Raw genomic sequence first — 26,027 nt, 5'->3', positions numbered from 1 at the left:
CGACAATTGGAATTTCTGATCGCTTGTAGCGTGAGTAACTTATTCAATACTGTTCGTTCTCTGGTTGCAACCTTCGAACACCCATTCTCATTCCCGAAAACTACGTCAAAGGTCAAACCCATGAAGAACTTCATCTCTCAGGGAAATACGCTCACGTTCACCAATGACACGGGCACGCCAATCGCTTCTGGCAGCGGTGTGTTGCTCGGCATTATCTTCGGCATTGCTGCTGGTGATATTGCTGAGAACACAAGCGATATCCTAAACCTTTTGGGAACCTACGAGTTGGCTAAAGCACCTTCAGAGGCGTGGAGCCTGGGCGCCGCCGTTTATTGGGACAACACAGCCAAACACTGCACCAATGTTGCCACCAATAACACGCTTATCGGTGCAGCAATTGAAGCCGTTGGTGGTGGGGCCACCGATATTCTTGGCAAGGTACGGCTGAACGGCTCCTTTGGTTGATGGACTTCTTCAAGTCGGCAGTTGATCTGATCTTTACTGACAACAGCATGGCCCGCTCTGCGCTGTTTCACAAACAAGGTGAAGGTGATGGCATTCTCGTGCGCATAATCTTGCGCGCTCCCGATGCCCTGCAGCAGTTCAATGGCGGCAGGTTTCGTCAGGATGCGGTCTTCATTGATGTGCGGGTAAGCGAAGTCCCAGAACTTTCCAAGCACGATACCTTCGAGCTTTTAGCCGACGATGGAACGCCTTCAGGGGAGATTTATGAATTTACCGGTGAGCCCGCCCGAGACCGAGAGCGCCTGATCTGGCAAGGGGAAGCAGCCAGCGTATGAAGCTTCTCGTCAAGATCAACGGTTCTCCAGAAGACCTGATGGTAAAAGAGCTGGTACTTGCTGAGAACGCTGTCACCAAAGGCATTCGCGCTGCTGGCAAGGGCCTCAAAGACGACTGGCGTGCGCAAATCCAAAGCGCGGGTCTTGGCACTAAACTGGCACGCACCATTCGCCAGCAGAGCTATCCTTTGCGGGGAACCAGCCTTAAAGCAGCCAGTCTGGTTTACAGCCGCGCCAGCAAAGTGGTTGACGCCCATGATCGCGGTGTTCTCATCAGATCCAAAGAAGGCTTCTGGCTTGCCATTCCCATTGGCGTTGCCGCCAACATGCGCGGACCGCAAAACAAGCGCATTACGCCGAGTGGCTTTGAACGGCGCACCGGCTTTCGCCTGCATTTTATCTATCGGCGCGGGCAGCCTTCGCTGCTGGTGGCAGAGGATGCCCGTTTCACCAAACGCGGACGCATCGGCAAGAAAGGTGGCCGCCGACGAAAAGACGGTATCCTGACCGGAGCTCAGACCATCCCTGTGTTTTTGCTGGTGCCTCAAGTCAAACTCAAGAAGCGCCTGGACCTTGATCGCGACACCAAGCTTTGGGAAAGCCGCCTACCTGGTCTCATCCTTGCAAACTGGAAAGGCCGGTGATGGGCTTAAGCACCTCCGAGAATGTTCTTGTGACCTTGTTTGCAGCCTTACAAAGTATGAGGCCAGAAGGTGTCACTTTTCTGCGTAATGAAACCTATCCCGAGCGCATTCCTGATGCCGGTATACTGATCCTGCGCGATGGCGATCCCGGTCAGCCGGAAGTTACGCTTTCTCCGCCGTCTTACCTCTATGAGCACCGCGCCGAAGTCGATGTACTGGTGGAAGCAAGAGAAGCTGAGGCACGGGATGTTGCCTTTGATGCACTTAAGCAGATTATAGGTGCCGCCATTTCTGCTGACAGAACCATGGCTGGCCTTTGCGACTACGTGGAAGCAGAAGCCCCAGAGCCCATTGACCTGGCTCTTGAGGGCACGGAAGCCATTAAAGCCGCCAGCATCACCATTAAGCTGATCTACGCCTCATCCGATCCTCTAGCTTAGAAAGGAATAACCATGGCCCGCGCCCAAGGTGCCCGCTCTATATTGGCGGCTGCATTTGAAGCCAACTACGGCACCGCGCCGGCAGCGGGCTCATATTGGAAAGTACCCTTTGCCAGTTCCAATCTTGGCAGCGAGCAGCCCTTGTTGGAAAGCGAACTCTTAGGACAGGGCCGTGATCCCTATCCACCGGTGAAAGACGCCATCACCACGGAAGGCGATATCAGCGTGCCCATTGATGTGCGCTACCTTGGCATCTGGCTAAAAGCGCTTTTAGGGCAGCCAGAGACGACAGGCTCTGCTGCGCCCTACTCTCATGCCTTTCAAAGTGGCAAGTGGGATCTACCCAGTCTTGCTATTGAAGTGGGCATGCCGGATGTGCCCTACTTTGCCATGAACACCGGATGCCGCGCCAACTCCATCAGCTGGACCATGCAGCGCTCGGGGCTAGTGACAGCTGCTATCAGCCTCATAGCCCAGGGCGAGATTACCGGAACCACCTCCAGCACTGGTGACTTGGAGCAACTGGCGCTCAAACGCTTTGGCTCCTTCAGCGGGTCCATCCTTCGTAACGATGTGCAACTCGGCAACATCACCTCCGGTCAGATCACCTACACCAACAATCTGGAGCCCATCGAGACCATCCGCGGCGATGGCATGATTGATGGCGCAGACCCTGCCATGGGCATGCTGTCTGGCACCATCGATGTGCGCTTTGCCGACCAGACCCTTTTGTCCCAAGCCCTTTCTGGTGATCCGTGTAAACTGAGTTTTCGTTACGCTCTTGGCAGTGACACCAGCTTTGAGCTTGTCGCCCATGCGGTCTATCTGCCCAAGCCTAAGCTTGCCATTGAAGGACCCGGCGGTATTCAGGTGAGTTTTGCCTGGCAAGCCGCCCGCGATGAAACATTAGGCCGGATGGCAACAGCCACTCTTCAAAATGATGTTGCCACCTACGACAATCCCACAGCTTAAGGAGCTACCATGCGCCTTGATATTAGCTTAGAGCCTAAATGGTATGACCTCATCCCCGAAGCTGGCATTCGGGTTCTGGCCGATCCTGCCGTCACCGACATCATGGACACAGCTCGCGACGACGAACGACTGAAAGATCTCGCCGGGGACGAAGCCCTGCCTGAAGTCCTTGAACCCGGCAAAGCTTCCAAACTCGCCCGCATTCTCTCCTTAGTCGTCGCTGAGCAAGTTATCCGCGATTGGGAAGGTGTTGAAGATGAAGCAGGCACCAAGGCACAGTTAACACCTGACCACATCGCAGCATTCTTGCGTCATCCGCAAGTAGCCGATGCCTGGCTACTTTATTACATGCAGCATTGGCTTCAGGTGGGCGAGACCATTACTTCAGAAAAAAACGTCTCTGCGCCCTTGCTGAATGGCACTTCAGTGGCGGCGCCCAGTATTGCAGTGCGTGCCCAAGCAAATGCAAAGACTGCCCGCAGCGGCAAAACCAGCCGCAAACCCAACAAGGCAAGCGCCTCTGGCAGGTCGTCATGAGACTGGGCGGCCAGGTCCGCACGGTTTCTTCGATGAATGGTTATGTGGTGGTGGGCTGGGACATGGCGGCGGCCTTGAGGCTTGCCGATGGTCTTGGTGCCAATCCATATCTCGCAGCCTTGATCCTTCCAGAGGTTGAGCAGACTGCATGCTCCAAGATCAACGAGAGGCTACAGGCCCATGGTTGAACGCAAGGTCTCTGTAAGACTGGCTGCTATTGGCGGTAAAGCTCTTAAAGATGATCTTGTTGCCATCGGCAAGACTGGCAGTGCAGCCCTTACTCAGATTGGCTCTGCCAGCGAGGCCGCTAATGCAGGCTTGGATCAGGTCTCCTTGGCTGTTGCCCGAGGCCGGGAACAGTTAGAGCAGCTTGCCGCTAAAGCTGCCCGTTCAGCCAATGCGCTGAAAGCCACAGCATCTGCCACAACGCCACTGATTGATCAGATCAACCGCATGAGCGGTATTACACCTGCTATCGGCAAGACCACCGCCGCGTATTTGGCGCAAGGCCTGGCGCTCGATGATCTACGCGCCAGATACAATCCAATCTTTGGCGTCATTCGCCGGTACCGCCAAGCCCTTTCTGAAATCAGAGCTGCTCATCTGGAGGGAGCGCTTTCTACAAATGAGATGACAGCTGCCATTTCTCGTGAGCGCCGGGAAGCTCTGCTGAGCATTGCCGTCTTGAAAAACAGAACCACCACTTTGACCCGCTTGGCGCGTGCTTCACGAGGAGCGACCCTGCGCCTGCAGCAAATGTTCTTTCAGGTGAACGATATCGGCGTCTCGCTGGCAGGTGGGCAGAACCCGTTTCTGGTATTGGTTCAGCAAGGCACCCAGCTTGCCCAGATTTATGGCTTTGGTAATGGAGGGGTTTCTGCGGCGTTTAAGGACTTAAAGTCTCTCCTCATAGGTGTAGCCCGCAGGTTCTGGCCGGTAGCTGTAGCCATTGGAGTGGTGACAGCGGCTCTTGCTGGTCTGACCTATGAGATCAATCAGACCACCGATGTCTCTGTCACCATGGGTGACACACTGCTAGCGGTCTGGCAGCTTATCCGTGATGGTTTTAATAGCCTCATCGCCCCCGTCATCAATGCGCTGGCGCCTTGGTTTGAAGCAGCCTGGACCCGTGTTGTCGCGGCAACCAAAGCCACCGGAAACTTCATCATCAACGAGATGAAGATCACCTACGAGATCATAAAAACCATATGGGAACAATTACCTGCCGCCTTTGCAGCTATCATGATTGGAACCACCAATGCGGTCATCCGCGGTATCAATCTGATGATCAGCAAAACCATCGAGGGCCTCAATACACTGATCCAGGCCGCCGACCGGGTTCTATCCAATATTCCGGGCCTTGATGAAAACTTCCGTATTGGCCAGTTGCAAAACATCCAGATTGAGCAGATCGCCAATCCCTATCCCGATCAGGTAGCCACTGCCTCCAGAGCACTTGATGAGCTCGTTGCTAAAATCGCAAAAGAAGATCCATTGGGCGAACTCTTCTCCGCTATCAAAACCCGTGCTGTCCAAAATGCTCTCATCCGTATCGCGGAGACAGCAGACAAGACCGGCAAGGCAGTCAAGAAAGCTACAGAAGAAGCCAAAACTGGATGGGAAGCAGCTCTTGCCTCCCTTGATGCCTATGTGGCCAGTGCCCGTGATATTGGTGCTGCCTTTGGCGACCGCATCGTCAAAGTGTTCTCTGATGGGGAGCAAGCCATCGCGAACTTCGTCCAAACTGGCAAGCTGGAGTTTAAAAGCCTGATCACCTCACTGATTGCAGATATGGCAAAGCTTGCGGCACGGCGTTTTATCTTCGGGCCCATTGCCTCAGGTCTTTCAGGTGGGTTGAGCAATCCATCAGGAGGTCTGCAAAACCTGTTGGCAGGTTTCTTCAAATCGTTCCTGACACCTGCAACAAGTTTTGCGGGCGGCGGGCATACGGGCGCAGCGCCGCGCTCGGGTGGCCTTGATGGCCGTGGCGGTTTTATGGCTCTCATGCATCCGCAAGAGCGCATCATTGACGAATTCCGAGGCAACCGGGAGAAGCAACAAGCCATGCCACCCGTGATCGTCAACATTCAAACCCGTGATGTGGAATCTTTTCGCCAGTCCAGAACGCAAGTGGCTGCCGATATTCAGCGGGCGATCGCCCGTGGCCGCAGAGGACTGTGATGGTCTTTCATGATGTGCGGCTCCCGGAAAAGATCAGCCGCGGAGCCAGAGGTGGACCGCGGCGGCGCACGCAAGTAGTACAGCTTTATTCCGGCTTTGAGGAACGCAATGCCTCCTGGGCCAACTCCCGGCGCGAATATGATGTTGCCTTTGGTATTCGCAGTAGTGATCAGCTGCAAGAGGTCACGGCCTTCTTTGAGGCCCGCAATGGGAGGCTCTATGCTTTCCGTTTCAAGGACTGGGCGGATTACAAAAGTACCCTGCCCTCTAAAGCCATCACACCTCTGGATCAGCAGCTAGGCGTTGGTGACGGAACAAAGACCGATTTCCAATTGCGCAAACTCTACGGCACAGAGGGGCTTGGATACTGGCGCACCATCACGAAGCCAATAGCAGGCAGCATCTCAATAGCGGTGAACGAGACTGAGCAAACCAGTAGCTGGACAGCTGACCACAGCACCGGTCTCATCAGCTTTGATAGCGCGCCAGCAGATGGAGCTACGATCACCGCTGGCTTTGAGTTCGACGTGCCTTGCCGGTTTGACACAGACAGCATTGACGTAACCTTAGATCTGGAACGCCTTGGTTCCATCACATCCATTCCTCTTATTGAAGTTCGGGACACCTGACACCCATGAAGAAACTTGTCGAAGGCCTGACAGCGCATCTCGCCAGCGGCACCACAACGCTGTGCTGGTGCTGGCGCCTGACCCGCGGGGATGGTGTGGTCTTTGGCTTTACCGATCATGACCTGACACTGCAGTTTGACGGCACCAGTTTTGAACCGGAGACTGGGCTTATTCCGTCAGAGCTGCGCGTCTCGTCTGGCCTTGCCGTTGATGCACAGGAAGCCGAAGGTGTGCTGTCCTCCGATCGCATCTCGGAGAGCGATATCTTTGCAGGGTTATGGGATAATGCCAGCGTAGAGGTGTGGCGCGTGAACTGGCAGAACGCAGAGGAACGCGTTCTGATGCGACGTGGATCTATCGGCCAGATCCGGCGTGGTAAAACTGCCTTTGTCGCGGAAGTCCGCAGCATGGCACATGTGCTGGAACAAAGCGTGGGCCGTACCTTCCAGAATGCTTGCGATGCCACCCTTGGCGATACCCGCTGTAAGGTCAATCTGGAAACGCCTGCATATCAAGCCACAGGCGCAATCACCAGCCTCATTGGGGATCGTGGCTTTGCCGTCTCTGGTTTGGATGAATTCGCAGCAAACTGGTTTGCCCTTGGCCTTCTCACCTGGCAGAGCGGAGGTAACGAAGGACGTCAGGTGGAAATCTCCCGGCATGAGGTCATTTCCGGCGTTGCAATCCTTACATTACTGGAAGCACCGGTGCGCCCGCCCAGCGTAGGGAATATCTTCAAAATTCAGGCCGGCTGCGACAAGCGATGGCAAACCTGCCTTGAAAAGTTCAGCAACGGCGATAACTACCGCGGCTTCCCACACATTCCCGGCAACAACACGCTGATCCGCTATGCCGCCACCAGCAGAGGACACAAGGGCGAGCCGTTGTGACCGAGGATCAGGCCCAGCAGATCATTACAGCCGCCAGAAGCTGGATAGGCACGCCTTATCACGATCAAGCTGGCGTTCGCGGTGTGGGCTGTGACTGCCTTGGGCTTATCCGCGGTGTGTGGCGTGAGGTCATCGGTGACGAGCCAACCGACATCCCGCCTTACACACGGGATTGGGGGGAAACTGGTGGCATAGAGGTTCTAGCAGAGGGAGCTAAGAAATGGCTTCAACCGGTCCCCCTTGAGCATATCAAACCCGGTTGCATTCTGATGTTTCGTATGAGGGATACCGCCATCGCTAAGCATTGCGGGATCATGAGCGATGCTAACCACTTCATCCATGCCTATGAGCGGGTTGGAGTTATCGAGCAACAGCTCACCAAGGCGTGGAGACTGAGACTGGCGTTTGGGTTTAGTTTGATAGGGACGTCTCAATTAAGGGGCACAAATTATGGTGCCAAACGTATTAATATGCGGCCTTGAAACTTTAACTCAAGCTTGAGCCCCAAACTTGCAAGCTGTGGAACCCTATACACTGCAGTTGAAATGTAATCACCCAGCACCGCATCTGCTTCTTTGAAAAGATAAGCAACAGTGTGCGTATCACCCTCCAGATCTGTATCGATTGGTACTGCACTTCCTAGAAGCTGGGGAAACATAGTACCGTGCTCAAGAGAAAAATCTGCAGTTGTCTCAAAAACCGTTGGTTGAGTGCGATCTAACGACAAAAACTCGTCTTTTGTAGCAAAAGTCAGAGTATTGATGCCAAGCTGCTTCATGGCAGACAAATTGTTCTTAGTTGCACCCATGAAACTAACGTGAGCACTAATCCTGCCTGTTCTATCCCGCTGTAAGGTCCCCTCTTCGATCTTAAGGTTAAAATCGCTTCTTAACTGATTCATTTGCACATCTATATCTTGAAACTGCGGAGCACATTTCTTGAAATCTTCTGTTTTATCAATACCATTTTGATAAATATGGAAAGACCATTCATCAATTTCATATTCTCCTGAGCGGAGCTCAGCGGATGACCTCAATCCTTCACACAGCTTAAGGTTTAAATCATAAGAAACCTGACAGTTCTTTGCTAAACTCTCTGGCGCTAGTATATTTTCAATCTCATGAAATCTAGCATCAATTTCAGTTAGAGGAATATTTATGATTGGACTGCTGTTCGGACCAGACAGTGTTTCATAAACGACAAATGTATTTCCATCACAAAGTACGAAGTAATTTGCACCTACTAGTGCATGAGCAGCATAGGAATGTGCTTGTTCTACATCCTCTGCAGAGATTCCTACTTTTGCAGCTTTTGCTTCTACAACAAAGCTGCCACGCCTTCCTTTTAACCCTGCTCTGTAGTCAGGAAATCCTAGCGGTAAATCCTTTTTCTTACTTTTATGGCCAATGTGAAAATAAGGATAGGCAAGTTCTTCCTCGAGCTCGATATAAGTTTCTCCACCGTCGTCATAGCCTAATTTTCGCATAATGGGATCTATGACCTGATACCGCACCTTTGCTTCGTTATATGAATGTGTCTTTTGAAGAACCGCCGGTATTACAATCGTCATTTCACAACTTCTCTCTTGCGAGTCGAACCCTTTAATCAACTTAAAATTGTCACATCAATAAAGGCAACATCAGCGTTCGTGTTATGCAGATGATAGCGGCCACCCTCGCTATAAAACTGATTTCCAAGCAAAATTGCTGCAAAATCCTGATCATAAGAGAGGCTTTCCATGGCTACACTTGTCCTTGGCGCTGTTGGCACCGCCGTGGGCGGAGCCATTGGCGGCTCGTTTCTTGGCGTGACCGCTGCCACCATTGGCGGTGCGATTGGTGCGGCGGCTGGCTCGTATATTGACAGTTGGTTGATCAGCACAACGCTTCCCAATCAGACCATCGAGGGTCAACGGCTCAACCGCTTGCAGGTCACCACCTCGACTGAGGGAGCAGTCATTCCCCGTGTGTTTGGCCGCATGAGGATGGGCGGCAACATCATCTGGGCAACCGACTTTCGCGAGGAGATCAATCAGCGCACAGAAGGTAGTGGCAAAGGCGGAGGGCCGAAGGTCACGACCACTACCTACGCTTACTATGCTTCGTTCGCCATCGCACTGTGCGAAGGGATCATCACCGGAATTGGCCGCATATGGGCTGACGGTGAGCTCATGGACCTACAAGGCGTCACCTGGCGCTGGTATGCGGGCGATGAGACACAGGAACCAGATCCGTTCATCAAGGCCAAGATGGGCGAGGCACCTGCCTATCGCGGTGCGGCCTATCTGGTCTTTGAAGAGCTGTTATTGGAAAGCTACGGCAACCGCATTCCGCAGGTGACCGTGGAGGTGTTTCGCCCTCTGTTGGAGGGCACCCCGGAAGGCCGGTTGCAGTCGGTCACATTAGTCCCGGCATCCGGCGAGTATGTCTATGCCACGCGGCAGGTGACAAAAACCGAGGGTGGTGCCAGAACCATCGGCATCAATGTGAATGCTGAGGCAACGCAGGCCGATCTCGTCGGGGCATTGGATCGCTTGCAAGCTTCAGCCCCCAACATTCAAAGCATCTCACTTGTGGTGGCCTGGTTTGGGGATGACCTCAGATGCGGGTCTTGCAAAATCCGCCCTAGCGTCGATCAACCGACCAAGAATGCCAGCACGTCCTGGAGCGTCAATGGTGTCTGCCGGTCTAATGCTTTTCTGGTAAGCCGTGATGACAAGGGCGATCCGATCTTTGGCGGCACGCCTGCTGACTTTTCCGTTGTGGAAGCAATAAGAGAGATAAAGGCTCGTGGCCTACGAGTGACCTTCTATCCCTTCATTCTGATGGATATCCCACCAGACAACACCCTACCCAATCCCTACAGCGATGATGCCAGTGACATTGGTCAGCCTGCATATCCCTGGCGCGGCAGACTAACGTGTTCCCCTGCTCCGGACTTTACTGGTTCGCCAGACAAAGGCGAAGCAGCGACTGGGCAAGTGTCTGCACTGTTCGGTTCGGCGTCCATTGGTGATTTCAGTGTGAGCGGAGCCAACGTCTCCTGGACTGGCCCTCCCAATGACTGGGGACTGCGCCGCATGATCCTGCACTATGCTCAGCTTTGCAAAGCTGCGGGTGATGTGGACGCCTTTCTCATTGGCTCCGAAATGCGCGGCCTTAATCAGGTGCGAGGATCTGCAAACAATTTTCCTGCGACTGACCAATGGACCGGTCTTTTAAGTGATGTACGCTCTGCACTGAGGAATGCCACCAGACTCTCCTATGCCGCCGACTGGTCCGAGTATTTTGGCTTCAGGCCACAAGATGATAGCGGCGGCCTCTTCTTCCATCTCGATCCCCTTTGGGCGCATGAAGCCTGTGATTTTGTCGGCATCGACAATTACATGCCACTTTCCGATTGGCGTGATGGTTTTGATCATTTGGATGCGCAGGCCCACCCGCATATCTACGATCAGAGCTATTTGAAGGGCAACATCGCCGGAGGTGAAGGCTTTGACTGGTTTTATGCGAGTGATGCTACTCGCATTGCTCAGGTAAGAACCCCAATCACTGATGGTGCGCACAACAAGCCCTGGGTGTTTCGCTATAAAGATCTGCAAGGCTGGTGGGGCAACCAACATTTTGACCGCCCGGGAGGTGTGGAAGAAGCGGAGCCAACAGCCTGGGTGCCACAGAGCAAACCCATTTGGTTTACTGAGTTCGGCTGTCCCGCTGTGGACCGTGCCACCAACCAGCCCAACGTGTTCATCGATCCCAAATCGTCAGAATCCAAAGCTCCATACTTCTCCCGTGCCTGGCGTGATGATGCCATCCAGCGCGCCTATCTGGATGCCACTCTGAGTTATTGGCAAGAGCCCGGCAGCAATCCCACCTCTAGTATTTATGGCGAGCCCATGCTGGACCTTGGCAACTGTTCGGCCTGGACATGGGATGCACGGCCCTACCCCTTCTTCCCAGAGCTCACCAATGTCTGGTCAGATGGCGAGAACTGGCGGTTAGGCCATTGGCTTGGAGGACGGCTCGGAGCAGTTGGACTTGGCGCACTGGTTAAGCATCTATGTAAGCGCGCTGGGCTGGATCCAGAGCTGATAGACACCTCAGATCTTTACGGCGCAGTGGAAGGTTATGTGATCTCGGCTTTGCAAAGTCCGCGAGCTTCCATCGCGGTGCTGGCACGTCACTTCGGCTTTGATGCGGTTGAGAGCGAGGGCATCCTGCATTTCAAGATGAGAGGACGTGGTGCCATCAAGCAGCTTGGACTTGATGATCTGGTCGCTGCACCAAAGGACGCTGAGCCCATTGAGTTTGAACGTGCGCAAGAAACTGAACTGCCACAAGCTTTGAAATGGTCTGTCGCCCGTGCTGATGAGGACTATGACGCCATTCAGGTGGAAGCGCAGCGGGTAACGGTACAGGCAAGCCGCGTATCTTCTGAAAACTTCCCGCTTGCTGTTGCCCCGGAAGAAGCAGAGCGCCGGGTGCGCCGCGCCCTGCAAGAAGCTTGGGTTGGACGCGAAGGTGCCAGCTTTGCCCTGCCGCCCTCAGAGCTAGCCCTTGATCCAACAGATGTGGTTGCGCTGAACCATGATGGCCGAAGCTATGATCTGAGACTCCTGAGCGTGAATGATGGCGTGGAGCGCAAGCTAACCAGTGTCAGACAGGATCGCCAAATCTACGACATGCCGCCCGGCCCATCACGCAAGAGAGCAGATGGCGCCCTTTCTCAGGCGGTTGTCTTTGGCAAGCCGCTGTTTGCATTTCTCGACCTGCCTCAGCTCTCAGACAGCACGCCTGCTCACCAGCCTTTGATGGCCGCTTATGCGGATCCCTGGCCGGGTGCGTTGAATGTCTATCGCAGCCAGCAGGACGCCGGCTTTAAGCGCATTGCGCGGATCACCACGCCAGCTCAGTTCGGGGTAACTCTGGAACCCTTCAAGCGAGGTCCTACTTCCCGGTTTGATCTTGCAAATGAACTGATCATATCAGTCTCTTCAGGCACTATTGAAAGCATTCCAGACCTTGAGCTCTTTACAGGTGACAATGCCTTTGCGATTGAAACTGCCCAAGACATCTGGGAGATCATTCAAGCCAGCAAGGCAGAGCTGATTGCGCTGAGCACCTATAAGCTCTCACGCCTTCTCAGAGGTCAACGTGGTACGGAGAGCGCAATTGGTGACAGTATCCCTGCAGGGGCAAGGGTCATTCGCCTTGATGATAACCTGGTCCCTACTCCCATAGCCTTGAGCGAGATTAGTTTGCCGTTCCAGTGGCGCATTGTACCTGGCAGAGCTGCAATGTCGGACCCAGCAAGTTTGGCTTTAGGCTTTACACCAGAAGCCAACGGCTTGAAGCCATTCTCACCTATTCATGTTGCCCAGCCCAATCGCAAAGGCCGACTTCCCGGAGATCTCACCATCTCTTGGGTTAGGCGTTCTCGAGTATTGGAAGCAGACAGCTGGCTTCCCCGGGATGTCCCGCTAGGCGAGCATAGTGAAGCCTATGAGATGGAGATCTTCAAAGAAGGCTCGGTCATTCGTACGCTGACTTCAGCAACCGCCAGCATGGTTTACATCAGAGCGGAGCAAATTGAGGACTTCGGCGCCGAGTTAACGATTGGCGCCACAATTGCCATTCGCATCTACCAGCTCTCAAACACTTTGGGCCGCGGCACACCGCTTACCACCACTTTACATTTCTGAGGTCACTTCCATGTCAGAGACCACATCTCGTCTCGCCCTGCCCTTCATCATGACAGCGCAGGCTCAAAAGCATATCACCCACAATGAAGCTCTTCGCCTGCTCGATGGGCTTGTTCAGATGCGCATCATCAACGCGACCTCCACCACTCCACCAAGCGCTCCTGATGAAGGTGACGCCTATATCATCGCCGCTCCAGCCACAGACGTGTGGACGGACTGGGAGAAGGATGTGGCCTTCTACACTGATGGCAGTTGGTTCCGCTTCCCCGCCATCGACGGCATGCGTGCCTGGGATGCGGAAGCAAGTACCCTACTGGTCTACACCGTAGGGAGTTGGAAAGCCCTTCCCGAAGCACTGAACCTTCTAAAATCAGCACCTCTGGTACAGGTCGCGAAAGGACCACTTGGTGGTACAACAGGTCTAGGCGTACTAGAAGAAACTCTGGCAAGCCTATCGGGCTCTTCCGTCGCGACGACAATTGCTATTCCAGATCGGTCCATTTGCTTTGGTGTTTCGACACGCACGATGACGGTAATCACAGGTGCCACCTCTTTTGACTGCGGCATCAACGGAGAGCCTTCCAAGTTCGGTGGCAGTCTCGGCGTTGCTGCTGGCAGTACCAACCTGGGCATCATTGGCCCACAGGGCTTTTATGCAGACACGCCTATCCACCTGACAGCGAATGGTGGCGACTTCACTGGCGGTACCGTCAGCGTGGCCATCCACTATCTCAGCATCGGTGTACTGGACGCCCCATGACCAACTTCGGCGAAATCATCAGTGTGCTGGGCGGCGGGCCAGCAGCCGTTGCTATCGTCGGTCTGGGCTTCTTTGCATGGCGGGTTCTCAATTGGTGGAGGGAAGACACCAAAGAATACAACGCTACCCTTCGCGAGATCCAAAAGGAAGCCACTGAAAGCCTACAAGCGAGCACTGAAGCCATTCGCGCCTTAACTGAGGAGATCCAAGCGCCATGATTAAACGCATCCTGAAAACCGCGCAACGAGCTAGGGAACGGACAGGCAAGACCTGCAGCCGAGAAGCCGTCATAGCTGTGCGCCAAAAACGCCAGGAACTCACCCAAGCGCTTCAGGAACTAGCTCAAGCCAGAAAAGCAAAAGACCGAGCCTGACACCTATCCATTCTCAATACACCGCTTCTTCAAGCTGCCTTAGGGCGGCTTTTTTCATGTCTGGAGAACTTCCCATGATCTACACCACACGAGACACTCAAGCCCAGCTTGCTGCGCTGGGTTATGATCCTGGTCCCATCGATGGTCGTGATGGACCAAAGACAAGGACAGCTGTTGCTGAAGCTTTGAAGGCGCAGAACATAAAGCGCGTTGAGGAGCTGTTTCATCGCTCTGGCCTTCATCGCATCATTCTGCATTGGACAGCTGGCGCGGATGGCCTCATCGAGTTGGAGCGACAGCACTATCATCTCATTGTTGACCGGACAGGTCGAACGCATGCAGGTACGCTTAAACCGGAGGCCAATACCAATTGCCGCGATGGACGCTATGCCGCTCACACTAGGGCGCTCAACACAGGTTCCATAGGCGTAGCTCTCGACGCCATGGCAGACGCAAAGCAATCTCCCTTTGATGCCGGCAAGTATCCAATCACGCACGAGCAAATCCAAGCGCTAGCCGAGACTGTTGCAGATCTCTGCGATACCTATCAAATCCCTGTCAGCCCATATTCGGTCCTAACCCATGCAGAGGTCGAACCAACACTAGGTGTCAAACAGCGCAGTAAATGGGACATTACCTGGTTGCCTGATATGTCAGGGTCTGGAGATCCGATTGACGTGGGTAACAAGCTACGCTCCCTCATCGCTGAGGTGATGCTCTGAGCTTCCAATAGCTCCTCCAGCCATTCACGACAAGTGCAAAGAGATACGGCATGAAGCCTTAACAGCCCATTGTGGGTTGAACTAGCTCGCCTACGGGCTTTTGCTATCGCTTCCATTTGTGTGCTTTGTTCATTTAACCTACCCAGAACGGACATTTAGTCAAAACATAAACACAGCGTTGCACTATTTCAATAAATACCTCTCTAAGGCCAATGTTAGATCGTGCTGTATCTCAACAAACCTGATACTTTGCCAGATTGAAGTTCTATTATAACAAATATACCCAATTTTATCTGACGTTTAGCTCGGCAAATTTCAAATTTACTCTAGTAATACTCACCGATGTAACTGTAGGTTTGTTCGAAAAGATCAGCGTCTTGATGAAGCTTATATTTGAAAAGAGTTTGGCGTAGCGCTTTTCTTACTTCACGCTCGCCCGCATGGGTATTTTGCCATCCATCAAATCGCACTGCTCGGACAAGTTCGTCGATATCATCAACGATCCGCCGCACCATGATAGGTGTTTCTCCGTTCTTCGCTTCCTCAAAAAGCTCAGTGAGAGCTGCCTTACCTCGGTTAATGTCTTCTTCAACGGGTGCTTCACGCTCTGCTTTCACTACATCCTTCGCCAGTTCCAACAATTCCTTCAGAAAATCTATACTGAGCAACAGTCCTTGTTGGTGCCGGTTCTTAAGGTCTTCGAGCCGTTCTGCCAGTGCCTTATACTGAGGGTTACCAGAGCGTTTTCGAAGGCGCCCTGTCAGCTTGACGGAGATTTCTTTGGCCTTCTTCTCTGGGTCGGGGGTTCCAAGAACCGCCTCAAGAAGTTCCGCGTCCATCACTAGGGTGTCGAGATCATCCCGCACCGCGTCAACATGAACGTTCTCATGTATCAACTCGATAGTCTTCGCGCCAAGACGGTGCCACAGAAGCCGACCAGTGCCGGTTGACGGTTTCAATGACTCATACACCTGTGTAAGCCAGCGGTAGTCTTTCTCATGCGGCGTCAGTATGGGATCAGGCGACAGTGCCTCCCAGATACGACTGAGAATACTAAAATCGGATGCAAACGCGTCGCGCCGTTCATCATTGGGTAGGCAATCCTGCGCTGCGATCAAGCCCTCGTACCCGGTGAGATTTCGGTCGACACCTGCAAAGTATTCCAAGCATTTCTGGATTGACGACGGTAGCATCCCCGCGAGTTCTGAGATGTTGGAAACGGCCTTCTGAACACCTTTCTCGTCGAATTTCAGCGCTTGTGCAACGTCGTCGAAGACACCGAGGTAGTCTACTATCAGTCCATGTGTCTTTTGCTCGCCATAAGGACGGTTTGTCCGACAGATCGCTTGCAACAGCGTGTGGTCGCGCAGCGGCTTGTCTAGGTACATCGTCTGCAGGATCGGGGCGTCGAAGCCCGTCAACAACTTCGAGGTCACGATGATGATTTTCAGCGGGTCCTTGGGGTCGCGGAATCGGTCAAGGAGCTTTTCTTCCGCGTCCCGATCGCGTTTATAGGTTGCATATTGATCCTCACCGCTGTTGACCGACATGACTATGTCTGACGCTTCAGGCGGCAAGAGTTTGTCGAGCTCCTGCTTGTAGAGCAGGCAGCTTTCACGGTCGAAGGTGACAACTTGTGCACCGAACCCGTTGGGCGCGACCTTTTCCTGATAGTGCTTGGCGATGTCGCCACAGATTGCGCGAATGCGCTCGGGTGCTTTCACGAGGATCGACATCTTGGCAGCGGCGCGACCGAGCTTGTCCTTGTCCTCGTCTGTCAAGCCATCAGTCAGTTCGGCGTAGGCAGCCTCAATCGCTTGCTGGTCGATGTGCAGGTCGACCAGTCGCGGTTCGAAGTGCAACTCTTTCGTAGCACCATCCCGTATGGATTCGTTCAGTCCGTATCGGCTCATGTAGCCGTTCTCGTCGACCTCCGCGCCGAAGGCGTAGAATGTGTTCCGGTCCGCGCGGTTGATCGGGGTGCCTGTCAGGCCGAACAGGAACGCGTTTGGCAGCGCTTCACGCATCTTGCGACCCAAGTCGCCTTCCTGCGTGCGGTGCGCCTCGTCGACCATTACGATCACGTTACCGCGATCATTAAGAACGCCTTCAGCTTCCCCGAAAAGGTGGATATTGGTAATCACGACTTTACGCGTATCATTCTCCAGCAGCTTTTGCAGATCCTTACGCTTCTCAGGCCGCACCAAGTTTGCCAGATCAGCGGCGTAGAATGTGCCGGCGATCTGGCTGTTTAGATCTACCCGATCAACCACCACCAACACTGTCGGGTTCTTCAGTACGGGGTGTAGGCGCAACTTGCGGGCGGCAAACAGCATCAACAGCGATTTGCCTGACCCTTGAAAATGCCAGATCAGGCCTTTGCGCGGCTGACCCGCGACGACCCGCTCCACGATCTTGTTTACGCCCTCTACCTGCTGGTAACGGGCTATAATCTTGATGCGCTGCTTACCCTTCTGCGTAGCAAAGGCTGTGAAGTTGGCAAGAAGATCCAAAACCACAGAAGGCCGCAGCATATCCACTACGGCCTTCTCTACTTCTTCCAATGATTGCAATGTGTCGTCATCTGAGCGCCAAGGACCCCAGAGATCTACCGGCATCCGAATGGAGCCATAGCGATACTCCTTCCCTTCTGTGGCAACCGAGAAGGCATTTGCTACGAATAGCTCTGGGATATTTTGCTCGTAGTCATCGTGAACCTGAAGGGCGCCGTCGAGCCAGCTCTGGCTGGAGCGGACCGGCGTCTTGGCCTCGATCAGAACAAGCGGCAGGCCGTTCACCAACAACACCAAATCGGCACGTTTTTCAGTCTTGCCAGCGCGGAAGGTGAACTGCTGGGTAATGACAAAGCTGTTCTGCTCGATGTCGTCAAAATCGATCAGGCGGATGGTGACATGTTCGCCATTCGGGCCGAAGGGCATGGAGCGTTCGCCGAGCATCCAGGCGCCGAACTCCTCATTGGCCTTCACCAGCCCGTCCGAGCGCGCGCTCATAACGATGGCACGCAGGCGGTAGAGCACATCCTCCACTCGGCCCGGTTTGGCGGCGATGTCGGGGTTCAGGCGGATCAGGGCATCGCGTAGGTAGGGCTCGACCAATGCCTCCTGTGTCTGGCGCGGCAGATCAGAGGGGCCTACGAAATGCCAGCCAAGGCCGGAAATCGCGCCGCCCTGCCGAGCGCGGCCGGGCGAAACGGTGGCCGGACCAGCGCTGCCTGCAAGACGGTCCCGGATGAAGGCTTCTACAGTATTAGATTCATTGAAATTACTCATTCTTCTACCATTCCGATCAAAATTCTTATGCACATCGCCATCGGCTAAAATACTAATTAACTTGATTGGTTTCAAAAGCTCACACAGTTGCTCATGCGCCTTCGGGGAGAGAAGCAAATTATGGGAAGCGGCTGCGGGCACCGACACGGTCAGAAGGATACTGCCCTGCTCTACGGACACGACGAATATGTCCTTCGGGCATGCATCCAGCACTGCTGAGACAGCTGCCAAAATACGCAACTTCTCTTCTTCGAATTCTTCCTTTGTCGTGTCCAACTTCAGCGTCAGGACTTGCTTTGACCCGAGCGTGTCAGGAGCCCCCCTGTAACGGGCTACCATGGTTTCGCTTTGTAGGCCTGCATCGTCTTCTTGTCCCAGTTTTCATCGTGGGACTTTTTGTGACAAAGGCTACAGAGGACGATCAGGTTCTCAAATGAATGATCCTTGGTTTTCGCCCAAGGAATAATATGGGCTTGTTCAAGTGAGACATGCTCACCACAAACGCAACAACGATGACCACATTCGACCATGAGATCGCGTGAAATATCGGTTGGGATCGGTGGGCGCGAAGACATCAAGCAGAAGCCTCCAGAGACTGACACGGCAGGTCGGTCGGGCCGACGAAATGCCAGCCGAGCCCGGAGATCTTGCCACCCTGCCGGGCAAGGCCGGGTGTAACGGTGGTTGGGCTGATCGTCCCGGTGAGGCGGTCGCGGATGAAAGCTTCGACGGTGTTGGCTTCGTTAAAGGTCATAGTTCGGCGTCAATTCGTCTTGGAGACATTTCAACATCGTTCGGAGCTCACCAGTTCGTGACTTTACGTCATTTCGCTGCTGGCGAAGACCCTGAATCCAATGTGCAAGTATTCTTTGATCATCAAGCGTCGGAACAAGCACACTTTGAGATGTGAATTCAATTTTCTTGATGTGAAGAAGCGAACTCTTGAATCCGTGCGCCCGGCGTTCGATTTTTGGCGTGATGTATAGAAGAACTTCATAGAGCCAATCCCTGTCTACAAAATCCTTCGGCGTTACGCGATAGATATGCTGATTTAATACTGCAGTTGGGCCATTCCAAATTCCCGGACCGAAGGAAACTCCCGGAACGCCAGCCCATGAGAACAAAAGCTCGCCTGGCTCTACAATCCACTTCGGCTCTGTTTCTCCGGCAAAGTAATTGAAGTCCGCACTTCCTCGCACATTTTGAATCCGAATTATTGGCATTCCGCGTTCCGACCAGTCTTTTGGCCGAAAGCCGTTACCAGAACCCAAGACGCACAACTCACCTAAAGACTTCCTCTTCCAATTTGAAACGTCCAACGACCCTCGAATGCATTCCGGGATAGAGCCAATGTCGCCCTCGATGACATTTCCAAAGTGTCTTTGAAGAAGTGGATCAAATTGAGAAAGTAGCTCTTTATGACACTCAATGCTCGAACTCATAGCCTGAAAGGCTTCTACATACCGCACCTGCTCTTGGATCGACGGCAGCAGGAATTCTTCCTTCGCCAGCGCCCTCCAGTTGATTGTAGGTGAGAGCGAGCCAACCGAAATGCTCAGCGCCCTTTCCATGAACAATTCGCTCTGCATGAAGAACGGCAGAAACTCTGGCAGCACGGTATCTGGCTTGGCCCGCAGCACCATTGCATGCGCGGAACATATGCCTTCGGTATCGGCCACCGCGACCTTGCGCTGATAGACGCGGCGCTTGCCAAAGATAATGTCGCCCGCCTCGAACCGCAGTTTGGTCGACTCCACCTCGCTTGGGTCACCCCAACGGCGAATGCGCAGGCTGTCGGGGTCAAGGTGCTCCAGTCCGACATAGCGTTCGACATCCGCCTCTGCGGGCATCACACGCTGACTGATATGATCCGCCAGTTGATCGAAGCGGTAGGAGGTCAGTTTTGATGGACGCTCAAGCATCGGCATCTTCCATAAGTTCCAACCGGTCGAGCATATCGACCAGAGTATCCATGCCAGCCCAGAAGCCGCGCGCTTCGGTATCGAAGATATCCCAAGCGGCAGTCAGGGTCACGGCATCGCCTACCGCCACTTCTTTCTTGGGCTTTTTAACATAACGGGCGATGGACAGGTTGCCCTCGGCTGCCAGTACATCGGCGGTGCTGACAACGCTTGCGAACCCCGCTGCATTGGTGAAATCCTGATAGGCAACAAGGATGCGTGTCTGATGTTCTGGCCGAAGGAAGCTCTGGTCAGTTCTGGCAATTTCGGCCACCGCGTCAATGAACAGGATACGCCCTTGCCGGTCGGCGGGCTTCTTACTGCGGCAGAGGATGACGCAGGCCTCCATCGGCGAGTTGTAGAACAGCCCCGGTCCAAGCCCGAGCACGCATTCCACCAGATCGGCCTCAATCAGCTTGCGTCGCATCTCGGCCTCCTCATTACGGAAGAGCACACCATGTGGGAACAGGATTGCGCATCGCCCGGTTTCCGGGTCCATACTTTGTAGAATGTGCTGAAAGAAGGCGTAATCCGCACGCCCTTGTGGAGGGGTGCCGAGGGAATTGCGCCCCCAGGCATCCTTTTCCCACGCGCCGCGGTTCCATTTCTTAATGGAGTACGGCGGATTGGCGAGGACCACATCGAAGGTGCGTAGTTTGTCGCCTTGCGTGAAGGCGGGGGCGGCCAGCGTGTTGCCGCTGGTAATCTGGAAGTCCGACACACCGTGGATGACGAGGTTCATCCGAGCAATGGCGGCGGTGATGGTGATCAGCTCCTGCCCGTAAAGGCCCATGGTCCGCGTGTCGCCGCCGCGCCGCTTGGCTTCGGCAAGGCAGGAGATCAGCATGCCGCCGGTGCCGCAGGTCGGGTCGTAGATGTTCTCGCCTGGCTGCGGTTCCAGCATCTGCGCCATCAGATGCACCAGCGTGCGGTTGGTGTAGAACTCCTGCGCGGTGTGGCCGCTGTCGTCGGCGAATTTCTTGATCAGGTATTCATAGCCGTTGCCGAGCTCATCCTCAGGTACGGCGGCCAGCGTGAGTTCGTGCTTGGAGAAGTGCTCAATCAGATTCTTAAGCGTAGCATCGGGCATCTGGCCCTTGTCGGTCCAGTTGGCGTTGCCAAAAACGCCCCGCAGCCGCTCCGGGTTGGCGGCCTCGATGGCCAGGAATGCCGAGAGCATTGCTCGCCCTACGTCCTTTGGCGCACTGCGCACGTTGTTCCAATGCGCGCCTTCGGGGATGACGAAGCGGTCGTTAGCCGTGGCGGTCGCATAGCCTTCGTCTTTGGTCTCAAGGAGCGCTTCCTGATAATCCTCGTCCCAAACATCCGAGAGGCGTTTGAAGAACATCAGCGGGAAAATGTACTGCTTGTAATCGCTGGCATCGACGAGACCCCGGAGCAGCGTCGCTGCACCCCAGAGATAGCTTTCGAGTTCTCGCTGTGAGAGGTGTTCAGTCATTGCAGCCAGCCTCCCTCGGTCAGAACCTTGCGCAGGTGATCCTCGGCTACGCGCGCGTCCGCAAGGGCCGACTTAAAAGCATCGACTGCCTCGGGAAGCGGCGGAATATCCTCACCTATGGGAGGGAGTACGTAGCGGGAGATGTTGAGCGTCCAGCCCTCTTTCTTGATCTCGTCAATGGTCGCGACCTTCGCACGATCCTCCACATCCTGGAAGGCGCGATACCACGATACGATCTGTTCGCTGTGATCATGGTCTAGGAAGTTTTGCGCCCGGCCTTTTCGGAATAGACTGGATGCGTCGATGATTAGAACCTTGTTCTTGCGCTCTGCCGGCTTCTTACGCCGCAGGACCACAACGCAACCGGCTAGTTGTGTGCCATAGAACAGGTTAGGCGCGAGACCGATGACCGCTTCGATCATGTCATTCTCAAGCAGCGCCTGGCGGATGTTGCCCTCGGCGGATTTTCTGAACAAAGCTCCCTGCGGGAGCACAACGGCCATCCGAGCGTTTCCGGTCTGGGCCATCGATGCGATCATGTGTTGGACAAAGGCGTAGTCGCCGTAACTTTCCGGCGGGATTCCATACTGAGCACGACCCCAGGGATCAGCCTCCCAGAGCTCTCGCCCCCATTCCTTCAGCGAAAACGGAGGATTGGCGATCACGCAGTCGAAGGTCGCGGTTCCACCTGTGCTGGAATCAGTGAAGGCCGGGCTGCGAAGGGTGTCTTCACGAGCAATTTGAAAATCTTCGATCCCGTGTAGAACCAAGTTCATCCGCGCAATTGCCGATGTGGTTAGGTTCTTCTCCTGGCCATAAATCTTGCCATAAAATGTTCGGGGGTCACCGCCTTTGCGAATAACGTGCTCGATTGCACCAAGCAACATGCCACCCGTTCCGCAAGCTGGGTCGTAGATACTTTCACTCTCTTGAGGATCGAGAATCTCCACCATCGTACGAACGACGCTACGCGGCGTGTAGAACTCGCCTGCCTTATTGCGCCGTGTGACATCCGCGAACTTACCGATCAGGTACTCGTATGCGTCGCCAAGAACATCAGTGCTGACCGCAGTGTTTCCGAGTTGAATTTCCGAAAAGCCTTCAATCAAATCTTTTAATAGCTCATCGGAAAATTTCTCTTTGTTACCCCAGTCAGCCGTACCAAAGACGCGGAAAAGGGTATCTGGATTGGTTCGCTCAATCTCCTGCATTGCACGTAGCAACGCAGCGCCCACGTTTGATGCGACTTCACGAACATCATTCCAATGGCAGCCGTCCGGAACAACAAAGCGATGAACCTCGGGAAACATGGAAGGATCAGCTTCACCGTAGGTCTTTTGTGCCTCGGACGTTTCTTCATTCCAGACATCTGATATGCGCTTAAAGAAAAGCAGCGGGAGAATGTAGCCCTTCCAATCAGTGCGATCAACGGCCGAGCCACGCAGAGTGTTGGCCGCTTCCCACAATGCAGACTTGAGTTGGCTTGCTCCACATGGTTGTTTGCCCACTGCTAAGCTTCCGGCTGCGTCTTTCATACAATCGTCCAAATTTGTGTGGCTGCGTCAACCATAGCGAAGTGTTACACTTTGATATGTTCGACGCGCCAGTATTCCTGGTCTAGAACTCATTTTGTGGTGTCAAATGCCACGACATTGTTCAAGTCTGCGTAGATTCGTTTCTTGCGCTTAGGCTCGAAGTATTGAGCTTTATAGTTCTTTCTGGCGGCGAGCAATGCCAAATTTCCAAGCCTGTGAGACTATTGAAGATGTTCTTCACCTGTAAAGTGTTTGCACTAATATTCACATTTCAAGTCTTGCGGGAGCACAGGTCCGATGATGATCTTTCAACCATAATAATTGGTCACGGATTCATCCTGATCAGCTTATTCAACTCAAAGCAAGATAGCTCCCACGAGTTCCTCTTCAGGCAGCGAACATCCAAAGGAAAATAAGCAGCACTGAGTAGGTGGCAATCCCCCCAGCCGAAACTATGCTTTGCGGTAAATGCCTCACTACGCCTGCCTTGGAGACTCTCCCCCGCACTGACTGCAACTGCGGCTGTCATTTCCCACCCACATCTACTGAGTAAGCTGCTGGAGAACGTGTCTTTTGTTGACGTGGTGTTGACGCGAACGCAAAAAGCCCTGAACCAGAGGTTCAGGGCTTTTGTTATGTTGTTGATCTTTCGATCTTTATTTGGTTGCGGGGGCAAGATTTGAACTTGCGACCTTCAGGTTATGAGCCTGACGAGCTACCGGGCTGCTCCACCCCGCGGTAAACTTAGTATTGGGCACTATGTTGCCCTTATGTATTCTGGTTATTTTGAAGATATTTTGTATGTTTATCATGCCCGGCAGCGCCCTACTCTCCCGCGTCTTGAGACGAAGTACCATTGGCGCAGGGGCGTTTCACTTCCGAGTTCGGGATGGGATCGGGTGGGGGCGCCCCGCCATAGCCACCGGGCAGGATAAACATACATAATTGCGATCAGCTTGTCTGAGAGTGCTTTGCACCTCAGGCGGATCTTGGTTTACGATCCACGGCTTGAGGTTTCAAGCATCTTTCAGATTGATGATTAGCGTCATCTATCTGATCTTGTATATTGAACTGGTCTATTTTGTTAGCCAAGTGACTGGCTTAGTATTTGTCATTTTCATCCATAGGCTTATCTGCTTTTTTGAGCAGGCCTATGTGACAAACTTAGAAGTTTGTCATTTGTGATTATAGCTTAATGGGAGTGATCAAGCCAATCGAGCTATTAGTAAGGCTCAGCTTCGCATATTACTATGCTTCCACATGCCTCCTATCAACGTGGTGGTCTTCCACGGCTCTCAAGGGAATACTAGTTTCAAGGTGGGTTTCCCGCTTAGATGCCTTCAGCGGTTATCCCTTCCGTACATAGCTACCCTGCAATGCGGCTGGCGCCACAACAGGTCCACCAGAGGTACGTCCATCCCGGTCCTCTCGTACTAGGGACAGATCCTCTCAATATTCCTACACCCACGGCAGATAGGGACCGAACTGTCTCGCGACGTTCTGAACCCAGCTCACGTACCACTTTAATTGGCGAACAGCCAAACCCTTGGGACCTGCTCCAGCCCCAGGATGTGATGAGCCGACATCGAGGTGCCAAACAATGCCGTCGATATGGACTCTTGGGCATCATCAGCCTGTTATCCCCGGCGTACCTTTTATCCGTTGAGCGATGGCCCTTCCACGAGGGACCACCGGATCACTATGACCGACTTTCGTCTCTGCTCGACTTGTCAGTCTCGCAGTCAGGCAGGCTTATGCCATTGCACTCAACGAGCGATTTCCGACCGCTCTGAGCCTACCTTCGCGCGCCTCCGTTACCATTTGGGAGGCGACCGCCCCAGTCAAACTACCCGCCACACACGGTCCCGGGTATTGTAGTACCGCGGTTAGATATCCATGAGGACAAGGGTGGTATTTCAAGGATGACTCCACCAAAGCTGGCGCCTTGGTTTCAACGTCTACCACCTATCCTACACATGTCATCACGAATATCAGTGTGAAGCTGTAGTAAAGGTGCACGGGGTCTTTCCGTCTAACCGCAGGAACCCCGCATCTTCACGGGGAATTCAATTTCACTGAGTCTGTGCTGGAGACAGCGGGGAAGTCGTTACGCCATTCGTGCAGGTCGGAACTTACCCGACAAGGAATTTCGCTACCTTAGGACCGTTATAGTTACGGCCGCCGTTTACTGGGGCTTCAATTCGCTGCTTGCACAACTCCTCTTAACCTTCCAGCACCGGGCAGGCGTCAGACCCTATACGTCGCCTTGCGGCTTCGCAGAGCCCTGTGTTTTTGATAAACAGTCGCAACCCCCAATTCTGTGCCCCCAATACAAAGTTGCCTTCGCATTGGGCTCCCTTCTCGCGAACTTACGGGAGCAATTTGCCGAGTTCCTTCAGCACAGTTCTCTCAAGCGCCTTGGTATACTCTACCTGTCCACCTGTGTCGGTTTAGGGTACGGTCTTATCGTGGGAGCTATTTCCTGGAACACCTTCACCGCATCTCCAATCCAATAAGGAGATACGATACACGGCATCCGTCACTACCCACAGGCCGGGGAATATTAACCCCGTTCCCATCGACTACGCCTTTCGGCCTCGCCTTAGGGGCCGGCTAACCCTGCGCCGATTAGCGTTGCGCAGGAACCCTTGGACTTTCGGCGAGAGGGTCTCTCACCCTCTTTATCGTTACTCATGTCAGCATTCGCACTTCTGATACCTCCAGCAGCCCTCACGGGTCCACCTTCATCGGCCTACAGAACGCTCCGCTACCGCTTAGATAAACTAAGCCCGCAGTTTCGGTGTATGGCTTGAGCCCCGGTACATTTTCGGCGCGGAGACCCTTATTTAGACCAGTGAGCTGTTACGCTTTCTTTAAATGATGGCTGCTTCTAAGCCAACATCCTGGTTGTTTTGGGATCTCTACATCCTTTCCCACTTAGCCATAACTTAGGGACCTTAACTGGCGGTCAGGGTTGTTTCCCTCTCCACAATGGACGTTAGCACCCACTGTGTGTCTGCCGAGTAGTACTTCCTGGTATTCGGAGTTTGGTTAGGATCAGTAAGGCGGTGAGCCCCCATAGCCCATCCAGTGCTCTACCCCCAGGAGTATTCACTCGACGCTCTACCTAAAT

The 26,027-nt window shown here is 53.8% G+C and carries 24 protein-coding genes, 1 tRNA gene and 2 rRNA genes (1 of these 27 running past the window's edge); 16 read left to right on the top strand and 11 right to left on the bottom strand.

What is annotated here, in order from left to right:
* The first annotated feature begins 120 nt into the window (after positions 1-120).
* Genes BLS62_RS26370 through BLS62_RS26320 form a run of 11 tightly spaced genes read left to right on the top strand, consistent with a single transcriptional unit; the run spans position 121 to position 7,575 of the window.
* A complete protein-coding gene (locus BLS62_RS26370) occupies positions 121-465 on the top strand; it encodes a DUF2190 family protein (protein WP_093188301.1) in 345 nt (114 codons plus the stop codon).
* Positions 465-800, top strand: a complete 336-nt coding sequence (locus BLS62_RS26365; RefSeq protein ID WP_093188299.1) for a head-tail joining protein — start codon at positions 465-467, stop codon at positions 798-800. The genes BLS62_RS26370 and BLS62_RS26365 overlap by 1 nt, the downstream gene beginning before the upstream one ends.
* Positions 797-1,444 (top strand): DUF6441 family protein, encoded by a 648-nt coding sequence (locus BLS62_RS26360; RefSeq protein ID WP_093188296.1) that lies wholly within the window; start codon positions 797-799, stop codon positions 1,442-1,444. The genes BLS62_RS26365 and BLS62_RS26360 overlap by 4 nt, the downstream gene beginning before the upstream one ends.
* Positions 1,444-1,884: an acyl-CoA transferase gene (locus tag BLS62_RS26355; RefSeq protein ID WP_093188294.1), complete on the top strand. Its 441-nt coding sequence runs from the start codon at positions 1,444-1,446 to the stop codon at positions 1,882-1,884. Before BLS62_RS26360 ends, BLS62_RS26355 begins: the two co-directional genes overlap by 1 nt.
* A 12-nt stretch (positions 1,885-1,896) precedes the next feature.
* Complete coding sequence (locus BLS62_RS26350) at positions 1,897-2,856, top strand: phage tail tube protein (protein WP_093188291.1); 960 nt, start codon at positions 1,897-1,899, stop codon at positions 2,854-2,856.
* Positions 2,857-2,865: 9 nt separating this feature from the next.
* Complete coding sequence (locus BLS62_RS26345) at positions 2,866-3,393, top strand: hypothetical protein (RefSeq protein ID WP_093188288.1); 528 nt, start codon at positions 2,866-2,868, stop codon at positions 3,391-3,393.
* A complete protein-coding gene (locus tag BLS62_RS26340; RefSeq protein ID WP_093188286.1) occupies positions 3,390-3,581 on the top strand; it encodes a DUF7697 family protein in 192 nt (63 codons plus the stop codon). Before BLS62_RS26345 ends, BLS62_RS26340 begins: the two co-directional genes overlap by 4 nt.
* Positions 3,574-5,574, top strand: coding sequence for a phage tail tape measure C-terminal domain-containing protein (locus BLS62_RS26335; protein WP_093188284.1), 2,001 nt, complete (start codon positions 3,574-3,576; stop codon positions 5,572-5,574). The genes BLS62_RS26340 and BLS62_RS26335 overlap by 8 nt, the downstream gene beginning before the upstream one ends.
* Positions 5,574-6,203: a DUF2460 domain-containing protein gene (locus BLS62_RS26330; RefSeq protein ID WP_093188281.1), complete on the top strand. Its 630-nt coding sequence runs from the start codon at positions 5,574-5,576 to the stop codon at positions 6,201-6,203. The genes BLS62_RS26335 and BLS62_RS26330 overlap by 1 nt, the downstream gene beginning before the upstream one ends.
* A gap of 5 nt (positions 6,204-6,208) precedes the next feature.
* Positions 6,209-7,093 (top strand): DUF2163 domain-containing protein, encoded by an 885-nt coding sequence (locus BLS62_RS26325; RefSeq protein ID WP_093188278.1) that lies wholly within the window; start codon positions 6,209-6,211, stop codon positions 7,091-7,093.
* Positions 7,090-7,575 (top strand): NlpC/P60 family protein, encoded by a 486-nt coding sequence (locus BLS62_RS26320; protein ID WP_093188276.1) that lies wholly within the window; start codon positions 7,090-7,092, stop codon positions 7,573-7,575. Before BLS62_RS26325 ends, BLS62_RS26320 begins: the two co-directional genes overlap by 4 nt.
* On the opposite strand, the gene BLS62_RS26315 is transcribed toward BLS62_RS26320, so the two are convergent.
* Together BLS62_RS26315 and BLS62_RS32650 are read right to left on the bottom strand one after the other, a co-directional pair.
* Positions 7,542-8,663, bottom strand: coding sequence for a type I restriction enzyme HsdR N-terminal domain-containing protein (locus BLS62_RS26315; RefSeq protein WP_093188274.1), 1,122 nt, complete (start codon positions 8,661-8,663; stop codon positions 7,542-7,544). The two genes, BLS62_RS26320 and BLS62_RS26315, sit on opposite strands and share 34 nt — an antisense overlap.
* 35 nt (positions 8,664-8,698) lie before the next feature.
* Positions 8,699-8,833: a hypothetical protein gene (locus BLS62_RS32650; RefSeq protein ID WP_280141883.1), complete on the bottom strand. Its 135-nt coding sequence runs from the start codon at positions 8,831-8,833 to the stop codon at positions 8,699-8,701.
* On the opposite strand from BLS62_RS32650, the gene BLS62_RS26310 reads away from it, so the two are divergent.
* From BLS62_RS26310 to BLS62_RS26295, 5 genes are read left to right on the top strand one after another with little or no spacing between them, the layout of a single operon-like run.
* Complete coding sequence (locus tag BLS62_RS26310) at positions 8,832-12,794, top strand: baseplate multidomain protein megatron (protein WP_093188272.1); 3,963 nt, start codon at positions 8,832-8,834, stop codon at positions 12,792-12,794. The two genes, BLS62_RS32650 and BLS62_RS26310, sit on opposite strands and share 2 nt — an antisense overlap.
* A gap of 10 nt (positions 12,795-12,804) precedes the next feature.
* A complete protein-coding gene (locus tag BLS62_RS26305) occupies positions 12,805-13,554 on the top strand; it encodes a DUF2793 domain-containing protein (protein ID WP_093188270.1) in 750 nt (249 codons plus the stop codon).
* Positions 13,551-13,772 carry a hypothetical protein gene (locus BLS62_RS26300; RefSeq protein WP_093188267.1) on the top strand — a complete coding sequence of 74 codons (222 nt, stop codon included), beginning with the start codon at positions 13,551-13,553 and terminating at the stop codon, positions 13,770-13,772. The genes BLS62_RS26305 and BLS62_RS26300 overlap by 4 nt, the downstream gene beginning before the upstream one ends.
* Positions 13,769-13,927, top strand: coding sequence for a hypothetical protein (locus BLS62_RS31115; RefSeq protein ID WP_159436576.1), 159 nt, complete (start codon positions 13,769-13,771; stop codon positions 13,925-13,927). Before BLS62_RS26300 ends, BLS62_RS31115 begins: the two co-directional genes overlap by 4 nt.
* 56 nt (positions 13,928-13,983) lie before the next feature.
* The gene (locus tag BLS62_RS26295) at positions 13,984-14,649 is read left to right on the top strand and encodes a peptidoglycan recognition protein family protein (RefSeq protein ID WP_208991100.1); all 666 of its coding nucleotides are present in this window, start codon (positions 13,984-13,986) and stop codon (positions 14,647-14,649) included.
* A gap of 326 nt (positions 14,650-14,975) precedes the next feature.
* Here BLS62_RS26295 and BLS62_RS26290 read toward each other — a convergent pair whose 3' ends face one another.
* The 9 genes from BLS62_RS26290 to BLS62_RS26245 form a co-directional block, all read right to left on the bottom strand.
* Positions 14,976-18,215: a type I restriction endonuclease subunit R gene (locus BLS62_RS26290; protein ID WP_200798576.1), complete on the bottom strand. Its 3,240-nt coding sequence runs from the start codon at positions 18,213-18,215 to the stop codon at positions 14,976-14,978.
* A gap of 56 nt (positions 18,216-18,271) precedes the next feature.
* Complete coding sequence (locus tag BLS62_RS26285; RefSeq protein ID WP_093188261.1) at positions 18,272-18,514, bottom strand: HNH endonuclease; 243 nt, start codon at positions 18,512-18,514, stop codon at positions 18,272-18,274.
* Complete coding sequence (locus tag BLS62_RS26280; RefSeq protein ID WP_093188258.1) at positions 18,514-18,693, bottom strand: hypothetical protein; 180 nt, start codon at positions 18,691-18,693, stop codon at positions 18,514-18,516. Before BLS62_RS26280 ends, BLS62_RS26285 begins: the two co-directional genes overlap by 1 nt.
* On the bottom strand, positions 18,683-19,861 hold the full coding sequence (locus BLS62_RS26275; RefSeq protein ID WP_093188255.1) for a restriction endonuclease subunit S: 1,179 nt from the start codon (positions 19,859-19,861) through the stop codon (positions 18,683-18,685). The genes BLS62_RS26280 and BLS62_RS26275 overlap by 11 nt, the downstream gene beginning before the upstream one ends.
* Positions 19,854-21,359 (bottom strand): type I restriction-modification system subunit M, encoded by a 1,506-nt coding sequence (locus BLS62_RS26270; RefSeq protein WP_093188252.1) that lies wholly within the window; start codon positions 21,357-21,359, stop codon positions 19,854-19,856. The genes BLS62_RS26275 and BLS62_RS26270 overlap by 8 nt, the downstream gene beginning before the upstream one ends.
* Positions 21,356-22,894, bottom strand: a complete 1,539-nt coding sequence (locus BLS62_RS26265; protein WP_093188249.1) for a type I restriction-modification system subunit M — start codon at positions 22,892-22,894, stop codon at positions 21,356-21,358. Before BLS62_RS26265 ends, BLS62_RS26270 begins: the two co-directional genes overlap by 4 nt.
* Positions 22,895-23,555: 661 nt before the next feature.
* Positions 23,556-23,632, bottom strand: a tRNA-Met gene (locus tag BLS62_RS26255).
* A 74-nt stretch (positions 23,633-23,706) separates the two neighbouring features.
* Positions 23,707-23,821: ribosomal RNA gene (gene rrf, locus BLS62_RS26250) — 5S ribosomal RNA — on the bottom strand.
* A gap of 274 nt (positions 23,822-24,095) precedes the next feature.
* Positions 24,096-26,027 (bottom strand): 23S ribosomal RNA (locus BLS62_RS26245); it runs 798 nt beyond the window's last position.

This window comes from Pseudovibrio sp. Tun.PSC04-5.I4 (genome assembly GCF_900104145.1).
In the GTDB taxonomy this organism is placed as follows: Bacteria; Pseudomonadota; Alphaproteobacteria; order Rhizobiales; family Stappiaceae; genus Pseudovibrio.
The sequence above is the reverse complement of the archived record's forward strand: the minus strand, read 5'-3'. Positions and strand labels throughout refer to the sequence as shown.